Source organism: Bradyrhizobium septentrionale (assembly GCF_011516645.4).
Lineage (GTDB): Bacteria > Pseudomonadota > Alphaproteobacteria > Rhizobiales > Xanthobacteraceae > Bradyrhizobium > Bradyrhizobium septentrionale.
In genome coordinates, this window is record NZ_CP088285.1 from 7,351,775 (window position 1) to 7,364,953 (window position 13,179).

Below are 13,179 nucleotides of genomic sequence, written 5' to 3' on the forward strand. Positions count from 1 at the left end.
CCATGGATCCGTCAACGCCCTTCATCCGCCGGCCGGTCGCAACCACGCTGTTGACCTTCGGACTTGCGGCCGCCGGCATTGTCGCGTTCTTCAAGCTGCCGGTGTCGCCGCTGCCGCAGGTGGATTTTCCGACCATCTCCGTGCAGGCGACGCTGCCCGGCGCCAGCCCGCAGGACGTCGCGACCACGGTCGCCAGCCCGCTGGAGCGCCATCTCGGCCAAATCGCCGACGTCAGCGAGATGACCTCGTCGAGCTCGGTCGGCCAGACCCGGATCACGCTGCAGTTCAACCTCAATCGTGACATCGACGGCGCGGCGCGCGACGTGCAGGCCGCGATCAACGCGGCGCGGGCCGATCTGCCGACCAGCCTGCGCAGCAATCCGACCTACCGCAAGGTCAATCCGGCCGACGCGCCGATCCTGATCCTGACCCTGACATCGGACACGCTGACGCGCGGCGCTCTCTACGATGCCGCGTCCACGGTGCTGGCGCAGAAGCTGTCGCAAGTCGAGGGCATCGGCGAGGTCGTGGTGGGCGGCAGCTCGCTGCCAGCCGTCCGCGTCGATTTGATCCCGCAGGCGCTCTACAAATACGGCATCGGGCTGGAGGACGTCCGGGCGGCGCTGTCGAGTGCCAACGCCCACAGCCCCAAGGGCGGCATCGATGTCGGCGACCAGCGCTACCAGGTCTACGCCAACGACCAGGCCAACAAGGCCGACGACTACAAGCCGCTGATCGTGGCCTACCGCAATGGCGCGCCGGTCCGCGTCTCCGACGTCGGCGAGGTGACCGACGGCGTCGAGAATTTGCGCAACGCCGGGCTCGCCAACGGCAAGCCTGCGGTGCTGCTCATCCTCTACCGCCAGCCGAACGCCAACATCATCAGTACCGTCGACCTGGTGAAGGGGCTGATGCCGCAGCTGCAAGCCTCGATTTCGCCGGCGATCGACATCGGCCTTGCGGTGGACCGCTCGACCACCATCCGCACCTCGCTCAGGGACGTCGAGCGAACTCTCGTGCTGGCTGTACTGCTGGTCATCATCGTGGTGTTCGCGTTCCTGCGCAGTGCGCGCGCCACATTCATTCCCGTCGTGGCGGTCTCGGTGTCGCTGGTTGCGACCTTCGGGGCGATGTACCTGTTCGGCTACAGCCTCGACAATCTGTCCCTGATGGCGCTGACGGTTGCGACCGGCTTCGTGGTCGACGATGCCATCGTCGTGCTGGAGAACGTCACGCGCTACATCGAGGACGGCTTGAGCCCGCTCGAGGCGGCGTTGAAGGGCGCCAACGAGGTCGGCTTCACGGTGCTGTCGATGAGCGTCTCGCTGATCGCGGTGTTCATCCCGATCCTGCTGATGCAAGGCATCGTCGGCCGGCTGTTCCGCGAATTCGCGATGACGATCTCGATCTCGATCCTGATCTCGCTCGCGGTCTCGCTCTCGACCACGCCGATGATGTGTGCCGTGCTGCTCAAGCCGGACAAAGGCGGCCACGGGCGGCTCTATTGGGCCAGCGAGCGCTTCTTCGAGGCGATGCTGAATTTCTACCGCAGGACGCTGACTGCGGCGCTGGCGCATCCGCTGTCGGTGATGCTGATCCTGGCGGCGGTGTTCGGCCTCAATTTCTATCTCTACGATGTGATCCCGAAGGGCTTCTTTCCGCAGCAGGATACCGGGCGGCTGGTCGGCTCGATCCAGGCCGACCAGAGCGTCTCGTTCCAGCTGATGCAGCAGAAGCTCGCCCAGTTCGTCGGCATCATCAAGCGCGATCCGGCGGTGGAGACGGTGGTCGGCTTCACCGGCGGAGGGCAAACCAATTCCGGCTTCGTGTTCGTCTCGCTGCGTCCGCTCGACCAGCGCAAGATCGGCGCCGACGGCGTGATCTCGCGGCTGCGACGTGAGATGTCGGTGGTGCCCGGTGCGAGCCTGTTCCTGCAGGCGGTGCAGGACATCAGGGTCGGCGGACGGCAGTCCAACGCGCAATACCAGTACACGCTGCAGGGATCGACGCTGGAGGAGCTCAATGAATGGACGCCGAAGATCGCGGCGGCCCTGCAGCGCGATCCGAATCTTGCCGACGTCAACAGCGACCAGCAGAACAAGGGCCTGGAATCCGATCTCGTGATCGACCGCGACGCCGCGGCGCGGCTCGGCATCACGGTCAGCCAGATCGACAACACCCTCTACGACGCCTTCGGCCAGCGCCAGGTGTCGACGATCTATGTCGCGCGCAACCAGTACCACGTCATCATGGAGGTCGCGCCGCGCTACTGGCAGAACCCGCAGACGCTAAAGGACGTTTATATCAGCACGTCGGGCGGATCGGTCGGCGGCTCGCAGGCCACCAACGCGGTGGCGGGCACGGTGGCGGCGCCGGGGACCTCAAGCGCCGCCAATTCGGCCAATGCCCAGGCCGCACGCAATCAGGCCACCAATTCGATCGGGTCGACCGGGAAGGGCGTGGCCTCGACCGGTTCGGCCGTCTCTACCAGCAGCGAGACCATGATCCCGCTGTCGGACGTCGCCGCCTTCAAAGAGGGCGCGACGCCGCTTGCGGTCAATCACCAGGGCCTCCTGGTCGCCAACACGATCTCGTTCAACCTGCCGCCAAACGTGTCGCTGAGCACCGCGGTCGGAAGCATCGAGGCGACCATGAACCGGATCGGCGTCCCGGCCACGATCCGCGGCACCTTCCAGGGCTCTGCGAAGGCGTTCCAGGATTCGCTCGCCAACCAGCCATTCCTGATCCTGGCAGCGCTGGTGACGATCTACATCGTGCTGGGCGTGCTCTACGAAAGCTTCGTCCATCCGCTGACAATCCTGTCGACATTGCCCTCCGCAGGTGTGCGCGCCTTGCTGGCGCTGATGGCATTCAAGACCGAGTTCAGTATCATGGCGCTGATCGGCGTCATTCTGCTGATCGGCATTGTGAAGAAGAACGCCATCATGATGATCGACTTTGCGCTGGAGGCGGAACGCAAGCGCGGGCTGGAGCCGCTCGAAGCGATCAGAGAGGCCTGCCTGCTGCGCTTCCGACCGATCATGATGACGACGATGGCCGCGCTGCTCGGGGCGGTGCCGCTCGCCATCGGCATGGGCGACGGCGGCGAGCTGCGGCAGCCGCTTGGCATCGCCATCGTCGGCGGACTGCTCCTGAGCCAGGTCCTGACTCTCTATACGACCCCGGTCATCTATCTCTATCTCGATCGGTTCCGCTTGTGGGCCCAGCGCGTCCGCCGCGGCGGCGCCGTGCGGATGCCGGGCTCCTCACTTCAACCGGGCGAGTAAATGCCGACAGTTGCAGCTTTGCGAAATCTTCAGGTGTTGCGGAAACCGGTCCGGTTGCTGCGCGTGGCGGCGTTCGGCGGCCTCAGCCTTGGTCTGTCCGGCTGCATTCCCGGGGCGGAGAAGCCGGAGCTCAGTCTCGAAGTGCCGGCGAGCTATCGCTCCGCCGCCAAGGGCGATGCCGACGCGGCGGTTCCGGCGCTGGCCTGGTGGCGGGGCTTCCGCTCGCCCGAGCTGACCGGGCTGATGGAGTCCGCGCAGCTCTACAATCTCGACATCGCGGTGGCGATCGCCCAGATCGTGCAGGCCGATGCCCAGGTCGGCGTCTCCGGCGCCGCGCTGCTGCCGTCGGTCTCGGGATCGGCGAATGCGGAGCGCGAAAAGCTGGCGACGGGATCGAGTTCGTCGCTTGGCAGCAGCGGGACGTTCTCGCAATACAGCCTGGGGCTCAGCGCGAGCTATATCGTGGATTTCTGGGGCAAGAACCGCGCCACGCTGGCGGCGTCGGAGGAGAGCGCCACCGTCTCCCGCTACAATCGCGAGGTGGTCGCGCTGACCACGATGGCAACGGTGGCCAATACCTATTTCCAGGTGCTGGCGGCGCAGGACCAGATCAAGGTCACCCGCCGCAATCTGGCGGCGGCCGAGCGCATTCTTGCATTGATTAAGTCGCAATTCGCCGGCGGCACCGCCTCGCAGCTCGATCTGTCGCAGCAGGAGGCGCTGGTCGCGACGCAGCGCGCGGCGATCCCGCCGCTCGAGGTGACGGTCGGGCAGAACATCGCGGCGCTCGCCGTGCTGGTGGCGCGCGCGCCGGCCAATTTCACGGTGCGCGGCGGCTCTACCACGCAGATCGCGGTGCCGCGCGTGACGCCGGGAATGCCGTCGGAGCTGCTCTATCAGCGGCCTGACGTCCGCGAAGCCGAGGCGCAGCTCGCGTCCTCCAATTTCAGCGTCGACGCGGCGCGCGCGGCGTTCTTCCCGCAGATCCAGTTGACCGGCACCACCGGCTTCCAGAGCGCGGCGCTCGCCTCGCTGTTTGCTCCGGGCGCCTGGTACTACACGCTCGCGGCCGGGCTGACGCAGCCGCTGTTCGACGGCTTCCTGCTCGAAAGCCAGCTGAAGCTCGCCAAGGGCCAGCAACTGCAAAATCTGCAGGCCTATCGCAAGGCGGTGCTGTCGGCCTTCGCGGATGTCGAGAAGGCGCTGATCGCGCTGCAGAAGTACACGCTGCAGGAGCGCCTGCAGTCCGATGTGGTGGCGAGCTCACGCAAGGCGTTCGAGGTCTCGGAAACGCAGCTGCGCGGTGGCACGGTCAATCTCATCACCGTGCTGCAGACGCAGCAGACGCTGTTTACTGCTGAACTGAACCTGGTCACGGTGAGGCTCAACAAGCTGCTGGCGGCGAGCAGCCTGTTCCAGGCGCTCGGCGGGGGCTGGACGCCCGCCGGCACGCTGGCGGCGGCGGTGCAGTGAGGTCGGTCATGCAGCGGTTCGTCACACTCGTCATCGTCACCCTCGTCATCGCGCTGGGCGCGCCGCTCGGCGCAGCCCGCGCACAGCAACGTGCGCCGAACAGCGTTCCGCTTGCCTTCGGCATGAACGCCGACCAGGCCAGCCAGTCGCTGGGCGTTCCCCTGAATTACGTTCGCGGCACGCCGGGCAATGAATTGTTCGTCGCGCTGCCCAATGTCAGGGGCAGCGTGCTGTCGCGGCGCAGCGACGGGCTCTATCTGCAATTCGGCAAGGGACGCCTGATCGCCTGGAAGGGCGATTGGGGCACCAATCCGCCATGAGGGCTTTGGCCATGATTGCCATGAGAGGACTGATCGCCTGCGCCGCCATCGCGCTCAGCGCGGCCGCGACATCGGCACAGGAGCGGCCGCTGCGCTATGGCAGCACCGGCGGGGCGTATTTCGACGGCCGCGACGACGACCGCGATTTCCGCAGCAACGGCTATTTTCCGGGCAGCTTCGCCGCCGATCCCTTCAGCGCAGGGTTCGGGGCGGCGGGCCTGTTCGGCTCGACGCCGTGGCACTCTGCGCGGCCGTATCCGTCGCAGGTGATCTTTGGCGCGCCGTGTCAGGACTGCCGCCCGTACCGGACGCGGCGGCACCGCGACAGGCAGGATTGAGAGGCGGGTGTCTTAGCCCTGAATGCGCACAAGCTCGTCGATGATGCGCGGCTTCATCCAGCCGACCTTGTCGACGATTTCCTGGCGCAGCGTGTCCTTCTCCGTCTCATATTGTTCGCGCGTGATGCCGCCTTCGCCGCCTGTGGCCGTGACGCCGTATAATTCCAGCGCCGCCTCGTGGCGCGCCTTCCATGCGGTCACGTGCTTGGCCACGACGTCGGTGACGGCAGGCACGGTGCCGGGATGGCCGGCGATGCCGCACATTTGCCTGGTGCGCTCATCTGCCGCCAACATCAGCACGTTCCAGTCGTCGAAGCCGATCAGGTTCATGCTCGCATAGAGGAAGGCGCCATCCTCGCCGTCCCAGATGGTGTGGTCGATCACCAGGAAGGGGACGGCGCGGCAGTAGCCGTAGCGGGTGGTCATGTCGCGGTTGAAGGCTTCAGAGCGTTCATCGAGCCGCTTTTTCGCCGCGGCGAACATCGCGATGTAGTCTTCCGCCGTCTTTCTGATATTGCGCGGATCGTCGGGGTTGAAGCCGAGATCGCGCAGCATCGCACCGACCTTCGGATCGTCCCAGATCTCCTTGGGAAAGACCCGCGTCACGCCATCCGCGTCAGGTGTCGGACGCATCAATTCCTGGAGTTCGCCAAGGGTGTGCTGCTTCTTCCCGAAGGTGATCCTGCGCCCGAACATGGGTAGCGCCTCCTGCCAAGCTGGTGGCGGGATTTTCGCAATCAACGTCGATTTGTTTCTTAATACGGCGGAAGGGTGACATTCCGATCGAACAACAGGATGACGCAGCCCTTAACGCCAACGCGACAAATCGATCGAATTCGCCGCAGGCTCCGGCTCTCTGTTCGACGCGTTTTCTTCACGCGAACCGGTATCCACTTCGCTCGAAAACGCTTTAACTCGCGGCGGCGCTTGTCGATTTCGCCAGCGCCGGGCTGACGCGGGCGAACCGCAGCACGAAGCGGGTGCCCTGGTGGTTCGGGTCGCGCTCGACGCTGGCGTCGAGCTTGGCGGCCATTGCGGTGACGATGCGCTGGCCCATGCCGGTACCGCGCGGGTCGGCCATATCGGAAAAGCCGACGCCGTCATCGCTGATCGCAAGCTGCAAATCCTCGGCCTGCGGCTTCAGCTCGACATGGATCGGGCCGGCGCCGTCGGGATAGGCGTATTTCACGGCATTCATCACCAGCTCGTTGACGATGATGCCGATCGCGACCGCGCGGTCGGGGTCGATCTCGATCGGGGCGGCCTTCAGCGTCAGCCGCGACATCTTGTTGCCCTCGGCCGATCGCCTGAGATCCTCGAGCAGCGCCTCGAGATACTGGTTGAGCATCACCGTCTTGAAGTCGTGCGAGGTATAGAGGCGACGGTGCACCTGCGCGACCGCGGCGACGCGGCCCATGGCGTTGGTGAGCGCCGCCTTGACGTCCTGCTGGCTCGCGGAATTGGCCTGCAGATGCAGCAGCGATGCGATGATCTGCAGCGAATTGCCGACGCGATGATTGACCTCGCGCAACAGAACCTCGCGCTCGGCGGCGAGCGCGGCGTAGCGGTCGCGCGAGGCGTGGACCTCGGCCTCGGCCTCGTCGCGCGCCTTCTGGATCGCGGCCTGCCGGATCGCGCCGTTCACCGCGACCTGGAGCAGAGGAATGAAATCGCCCCTCGCGTCCTTGACCAGATAGTCGGCCGCGCCGGCCTTCAGCGCGGTGACCGCGATCGCCGAATCCTGCGAGGCGGTGACGAACACCACCGGCGGCGCGTCCGCGATCTTGAGGATCTGCTCCAGCGTTTCCAGCCCATCGAGGCCAGGCATGACCTGGTCGAGCGCGACGACGTCGATGCCGCCCTGAGCGAGCCGGTCGAGGCCTTGCTGGCCGCTTGCGGCGTGCACGACCTTGAAGCCCGCGCGCGTCAGGCCGCGGTCGACCAGGCGCGCCAGCGCCGCGTCGTCATCGATATAGAGCAGTGTCGGCGTTGCGCTGGTCATATCGAAGCAGGTGGCACCTGAATCACGGAAAAGAACAGGCCAAGCTGGCGAATGGCGTTGGCAAAGCTTTCGTAGTTCACCGGCTTGGTGATGTAGACGTTGCAACCGAGTTCGTAGCAACGCTTGATCTCCTGGGAGTCGTCGGTCGTGGTCAGCACGACCACCGGCGTCGCCTTGAGATACTTGTTCTCCTTGACCCGCCGCAGAATATCGATGCCGCTCGTGTCAGGCAGATTGAGATCAAGCAGGATGAGCAGGGCTTGGCCCTTGCGCTCGACCGCGCTGCCATCCTTGCCGAACAGGTAGTTGATGGCCTCTGTACCGTTGGTGAACGGGACGATCTCATTGTTGACACCTGAGCGCCGGATATTGCGCTCAATCAGGCGGGCATGGCCCTCGTCGTCCTCGATCATGATGATGGTGACTGGATCGCTCATGATTCTTTATCCCGGTGCTTGCCTGACCAATTGATAGGCAGTGTCACGGTGAACGTGCTGCCGTTGTGAAGTTCCGATGCTACCGACATGGTGCCGCCCAGTCTGCGCACAAGTGCGCGGACATGGGCAAGTCCGATGCCCTGACCGGGCTTGTCCTGGGTTCCGGCGCGGCGGAACAGGTCGAAAATGCGCTGATGATCCTTCGGATCGATGCCGCGGCCGTTGTCGGTGACCTCGAAGATCGCGAAGCCCAGCTTGGTGCGGCCCTCGATCGAGATCTCGCCGGGGACACCGTTCCTGAGGTACTTGAGCGCGTTGTCGATCAGGTTGGAGAAGATCTGCTCCAGCGCGAGGCGGTCGCTGACGAGGTTGGGCAGCGCGCCGACCTTGACGGTGGCATTGGCCTCGACAGCCTGGTGAGCGACCGTCTTGACGATGCCGTCGATCAACTCGCGAAGATCGATCCGTTCGGGCTTGAACTCGCGGCGGCCCTCGCGGGTGAGGTTGAGGATCGCACTGATCAGGCGGTCCATCTTGGCGATCGACGATTTGATGAAGCCGAGCGACTCATTGAAATCGTCGGATAGCTGCTTGTCGGAACCTTCGAGCTCGGGCTCGGCCACGTCGGTGGCGTCTTCCATCGCCGGCGCCAGCGACGCGGTGCGATTGAGCGTGGCGATGCGCTTGAAGATGTCGCCGCGCAATTCCTCCAGCTCGCTGGTGAATCCCATGATGTTGACCAGCGGCGAACGCAAATCATGGCTGACGATGTAGGCGAAGCGCTGGATCTCCTCGTTGGCCTCGCGCAGGTCCGCGGTGCGCTCGTCGACGATGGTTTCAAGATTGACGTTGCTGTCGCGCAGCCTGGCCTCGGCCTCGTTACGGGCCCGCGAGGATTGCCGCAGCAGCACGAGCGAGAGGGCGGCGAGTGCCAGCACCATGCAGGAGCCTGCGATCGTGACGGAGGAGGCCAGCACCTGGGTCCTGTCTGCGGTCGAGGTGCGCATCGCCAGCAAGCGATCCTCCTCGGTGCGCAAGTCGCGGCCGATCCTGGCGATCGCCTCCACCGCATCGCTCGGTGTTCCCTTGCGCAGGATGTCGATGCTGGTCGCGGTGTCGTTGTTCTTGACGCGCTCGATGCTGAGCGCGAACTCGGCCAGCCGTTGCTCGACCGCGGCCTTGAGCTTCGCGGCATTGGCGACCTGCGCCGGATTGTCGACGGTCATCATCTGGAGATGATTGAGCGCGGACGGTATTCCCGCTGCAGCGGACTGGTACTCGGCCAGGTACTGTGGTGCCGACGTTAGCAGATAAGCCCTGGTCGCACTTTCCGCGCGCCTGATGTCGACCAGCAGGTTGGCGACCTGGCTTTCGACCTCGACGGTGTGGACCACCCAGGCGTTGTCCTCGCGCGCCTTATTGACGAGGATGACTGAAGCCACGCTGATCGCGACCAGCACGAAAAATCCCGCCGAAAGCAGCAGGATCTGCAGCGTGGACCTGCGTCGTGAAACCGGTGTCACGGCGCTCTCGTCTCGGGAGTGGAATTCTTGGGAGTGGGATTCAATGCGTCCCCGTGGAAAGCCAATAACCCCTTAATTACGTTTGAACAGGGCGCTGGGTTCCACGGAGTTCCGAACTATTTCGGGGCGTCCGATGGCTGGCCGGCGAGGTACTGCTCCAGCCAGTGAATGTGGTAGTCGCCTTCGATGATGTCGGGCTCGCGCACCAATGCGCGGAACAGCGGCAGCGTCGTCTCGATGCCGTCGACCACCATCTCGTCCAGCGCACGGCGCAGTCGCATCAGGCACTCGCCGCGGGTCTTGCCGTGCACGATCAGCTTGCCGACCAGCGAGTCGTAATAGGGCGGGATCACGTAACCCTGGTAGACGGCGGAATCGATTCGCACGCCGAGGCCGCCCGGCGGATGGTATTGGGTGATCCGTCCCGGCGAGGGACGGAAGGTCTCCGGGTTCTCCGCATTGATGCGGCACTCGATGGCGTGGCCGATGATCGCGATGTCGCTCTGCTTGGCCGGAAGGTCGCCGCCGGCCGCAATCCGGATCTGCTCCAGCACCAGATCGATATCGGTGATGCTTTCGGTGACGGGATGCTCGACCTGGATGCGCGTGTTCATTTCGATGAAATAGAACTCGCCGTCCTCGTAGAGGAATTCGATGGTGCCGACGCCGAGATACTTCATGTCCCGCATCGCCTTGGCGCAGGTCTCGCCGATCCTGGCGCGCGCGGCCGCCGCGAGCACCGGCGAGGGGCCTTCCTCCCAGACCTTCTGGTGACGCCGCTGCAGCGAGCAGTCGCGCTCGCCGAGATGGATGGCGCCGCCGCGGCCGTCGCCGAGAATCTGGATCTCGATGTGGCGCGGCTTCTGCAGGTATTTCTCCAGATAGACCGAGGCGTCGCCGAACGCCGATTTGGCCTCGTTGGCCGCGGTCGAGAGCGCGAGCGCGAGGTCGGCCTCGCTGTGAGCGACCTTCATGCCGCGCCCGCCGCCGCCGGCAGCCGCCTTCACCAGCACCGGGAAGCCGATCTCCTTGGCGATCGCCATGGCGTCGTCGTCCGCCGTCACCGCGCCGTCGGAGCCGGGCACCACGGGAATGCCGAGGCGCTTGGCGGTCTTCTTGGCTTCGATCTTGTCGCCCATCAGGCGGATGTGCTCGGCCTTCGGTCCGATGAAGCCCAGATTGTGGTCGGCGAGGATCTCGGCGAAGCGCGCGTTCTCGGACAGGAAGCCGTAGCCCGGATGCACGGCGTCGGCGCCGGTGATCTCGCAAGCTGCGAGCAGCGCTGGCACGTTGAGATAGGAATCCTTCGACGGCGGTGGACCGATGCACACGCTCTCGTCGGCGAGCCGCACATGCATGGCGTCGGCGTCGGCGGTGGAATGCACCGCCACCGTCGAGATGCCGAGCTCCTTGCAGGCGCGCAGCACGCGAAGCGCGATCTCGCCGCGATTGGCTATGAGGATCTTGTCAAACATCGCAGCGCCTGGTGTTGACGAAAGCTATTCAATGATGACGAGCGGCTCGCCGAATTCGACCGGCTGGCCGTCCTCGATGAGAATTTGCGTCACGGTGCCCGCGCGCGGCGACGGGATCTGGTTCATCGTCTTCATCGCCTCGATGATCAGAAGCGTCTGGCCGGCCGAGACCTTGGTGCCGACTTCAATGAACGGCTTGGCGCCCGGCTCGGGCGCCCAATAGGCGGTGCCGACCATCGGCGAAGGCACGGCGCCCGGGTGCTTGGCGAGATCGGTCGCAGCCGCGGCCACCGGCACGGACATGGCGGCCGGTGCGGCAACCGCATTCATGGCAGCGGGCACGGATGCCGCGATGCTGATATTGCGTGCGACGCGGACGCGCAGGCCGGCACGCTCGATCTCGATCTCGGTCAGATTGGTCTCCGCGAGCAGCAGTGCGAGCTCGCGAATGAGCGCGCTGTCGTCGCTCTTGGATTTTGCCGCTGATTTGTCGTCTGGCTGGCGCGCCATGTTGTTTGATCCAAAATCTCTGTCTGATGACGGGGGACGTCAGGAGTGACGATTAAGCCTTTGCCTTGGCATCGGTCTTGGTGCCGATCTTGGCACCAATCTTGGTGGCGAGGCCGATGATCGCAAGCCGGTAGCCATCGATGCCGAAGCCGCAGAGCGACGCGAACGCGGCTTTAGCAGTGAACGAGTGGTGCCGGAAGCTCTCGCGGGCGTGGATGTTGCTGACATGGACTTCGACGGCGGGAATCTTGACCGCAACCAGCGCGTCATGCAGCGCGATCGAGGTATGGGAGTAACCGCCGGCATTGATGATGATGCCGACCGCCTTTTTGGCGTGGGCCTCATGGATGAGGTCGATCAGTTCACCCTCGCGGTTGGACTGCCGGCAGTCGGCGGCAAGTCCGAACTGGCGTGCGGTGTCCGCGCACAGCTTCTCGACGTCGGCGAGGGTGGCGTGGCCGTAGGTCTCCGGCTCGCGCGTCCCCAGCAGATTGAGGTTCGGGCCGTTCAGCACATAGATCGTTCCGGCAGCAGCCATTCCAGGGGTTCCGGCCAAAGGGTTCCGACAAGGGGTGGAGTGGGCCGGGTTATAGGTAACAACCGGGCGCAGGGGAAGTCTTTAGGTGAAGTCGGAACGTCTTCAACGGCTTCCTCCACCCTGTCAGGTAGCTGCCGTAACATACTGAAATTGCTGATTAACCAAATCTCGCGGAAAGCGGCTTCCGCTGGCGCTCCCCGGCAGCCATCCACTGCCGCGAGGGGCCGTGCCAGGACGCAAAACCCCGCCCCGAAGGGGGGCGGGGTCGAGAATGGGCGAAGGCCCTTTGATGGCGCCCTCGCACCGAGGCCGGCTTAGCCCTCGATGATGTAGACGATCTCGTGGGTCTCCGGCTGCACGATGATGTAGCGGCCGTGAACCAGGATGAACTCGTAACCGCGCCACTGCGGGTAGATCGTCACGACCCGCTCCGGCACCGGGTAGAAGCGAACGTCGGCCGGGACGCGGGTGCCGACCGACACGTTGAAGTTCACGTTGGTGACCTCGGTGACCTTCTCCGACTTGATCGCGGTCGAGATCTGGGTGCGCTTCTCGGCCGGCGGAGCCGCGGTTGCCGACGTTGCCGCGTTACCAGTCGTGGTCTGCGTGCGGCTGGTGTCGTTGGTCTGCGTGCGGTTGGTATCCGCCGGGCTCTTGGTCTGAGCGTTCTGGTTGGTCGTGGCGCCGCTCTTGTCGCGGCTGTCGGCGGCGTTGTTGCGATCGCGGCCGTCACGGCTTTCCGCGTTCATCTTGCCGCTCTTGTCATGCTCCTCGGCCTTCATGTTGCCGCTCTTGTCGCGGCCCTCGGCCTTCATGTCCTTCGAGCCTTCCTTGGAGCTCTTGGTCGCGTCGTTCTCGGAGCTCATGCTCTTCGACTTCTGCGTGTTGTCCTGCGCACCCTTGGTGGCGGGGCCGGACTTGTCGGACTCCGCACCCTTGGTGCTCGGGGATTCACCGGTCGTGGAATGCTCGGAACCCTTCATGCCGCCTGTATCGCGCTGCATGGTGCCCGAAGACGCGCCCCCGGACGGTGCGCTGTGCTGCGTGGTCGCACCACCACCGGCCCCGGTCTCCTTGTTGGCGCCGCCGGCGCCCTGTGCGTTCGCGAAACCGGTGCCGGCGATCAGAGCCGCTGCGGCGACCGAAATCAGAAAGCGGTTAGACATCGTAGTCCTCCTCGTATTTTAGCATTGCCCGCGCCGACAACGGGAGAGGATGTGCGATGTTCCTGTTGATTTGCGGTTCCCCGCGGTTTGTTTGTTGTGTGAATGCGCGA

At 64.9% G+C, this 13,179-nt stretch carries 12 protein-coding genes; 4 read left to right on the forward strand and 8 right to left on the reverse strand.

The window, feature by feature from the left end; translation table 11 throughout:
* The first annotated feature begins 2 nt into the window (after positions 1 to 2).
* From HAP48_RS36755 to HAP48_RS36770, 4 genes are read left to right on the forward strand one after another with little or no spacing between them, the layout of a single operon-like run.
* Positions 3 to 3,287 (forward strand): efflux RND transporter permease subunit, encoded by a 3,285-nt coding sequence (locus HAP48_RS36755; RefSeq protein ID WP_166204658.1) that lies wholly within the window; start codon positions 3 to 5, stop codon positions 3,285 to 3,287.
* Positions 3,288 to 4,760 (forward strand): efflux transporter outer membrane subunit, encoded by a 1,473-nt coding sequence (locus HAP48_RS36760; RefSeq protein WP_166204659.1) that lies wholly within the window; start codon positions 3,288 to 3,290, stop codon positions 4,758 to 4,760.
* Between the two features lie 8 nt (positions 4,761 to 4,768).
* Positions 4,769 to 5,080: a hypothetical protein gene (locus HAP48_RS36765; protein ID WP_166204660.1), complete on the forward strand. Its 312-nt coding sequence runs from the start codon at positions 4,769 to 4,771 to the stop codon at positions 5,078 to 5,080.
* Between the two features lie 11 nt (positions 5,081 to 5,091).
* The gene (locus tag HAP48_RS36770; protein ID WP_224496756.1) at positions 5,092 to 5,418 is read left to right on the forward strand and encodes a BA14K family protein; all 327 of its coding nucleotides are present in this window, start codon (positions 5,092 to 5,094) and stop codon (positions 5,416 to 5,418) included.
* Positions 5,419 to 5,430: 12 nt separating this feature from the next.
* On the opposite strand, the gene HAP48_RS36775 is transcribed toward HAP48_RS36770, so the two are convergent.
* The 8 genes from HAP48_RS36775 to HAP48_RS36810 form a co-directional block, all read right to left on the reverse strand.
* Positions 5,431 to 6,114: a hypothetical protein gene (locus tag HAP48_RS36775; RefSeq protein ID WP_166204662.1), complete on the reverse strand. Its 684-nt coding sequence runs from the start codon at positions 6,112 to 6,114 to the stop codon at positions 5,431 to 5,433.
* A gap of 214 nt (positions 6,115 to 6,328) precedes the next feature.
* A complete protein-coding gene (locus HAP48_RS36780) occupies positions 6,329 to 7,420 on the reverse strand; it encodes a sensor histidine kinase (protein WP_166204663.1) in 1,092 nt (363 codons plus the stop codon).
* Positions 7,417 to 7,857 carry a response regulator gene (locus HAP48_RS36785; RefSeq protein WP_166204664.1) on the reverse strand — a complete coding sequence of 147 codons (441 nt, stop codon included), beginning with the start codon at positions 7,855 to 7,857 and terminating at the stop codon, positions 7,417 to 7,419. Before HAP48_RS36785 ends, HAP48_RS36780 begins: the two co-directional genes overlap by 4 nt.
* Positions 7,854 to 9,380, reverse strand: coding sequence for a sensor histidine kinase (locus HAP48_RS36790; RefSeq protein ID WP_166204665.1), 1,527 nt, complete (start codon positions 9,378 to 9,380; stop codon positions 7,854 to 7,856). The genes HAP48_RS36785 and HAP48_RS36790 overlap by 4 nt, the downstream gene beginning before the upstream one ends.
* Before the next feature lie 116 nt (positions 9,381 to 9,496).
* Positions 9,497 to 10,855, reverse strand: a complete 1,359-nt coding sequence (gene accC, locus HAP48_RS36795; protein ID WP_166204666.1) for an acetyl-CoA carboxylase biotin carboxylase subunit — start codon at positions 10,853 to 10,855, stop codon at positions 9,497 to 9,499.
* 24 nt (positions 10,856 to 10,879) lie between these two features.
* On the reverse strand, positions 10,880 to 11,365 hold the full coding sequence (accB, locus tag HAP48_RS36800; RefSeq protein WP_166204667.1) for an acetyl-CoA carboxylase biotin carboxyl carrier protein: 486 nt from the start codon (positions 11,363 to 11,365) through the stop codon (positions 10,880 to 10,882).
* 52 nt (positions 11,366 to 11,417) lie between these two features.
* Positions 11,418 to 11,903 carry a type II 3-dehydroquinate dehydratase gene (gene aroQ, locus HAP48_RS36805; RefSeq protein WP_166204668.1) on the reverse strand — a complete coding sequence of 162 codons (486 nt, stop codon included), beginning with the start codon at positions 11,901 to 11,903 and terminating at the stop codon, positions 11,418 to 11,420.
* Positions 11,904 to 12,217: 314 nt separating this feature from the next.
* Positions 12,218 to 13,069: a DUF1236 domain-containing protein gene (locus HAP48_RS36810; RefSeq protein WP_166204669.1), complete on the reverse strand. Its 852-nt coding sequence runs from the start codon at positions 13,067 to 13,069 to the stop codon at positions 12,218 to 12,220.
* Positions 13,070 to 13,179 lie beyond the last annotated feature (110 nt).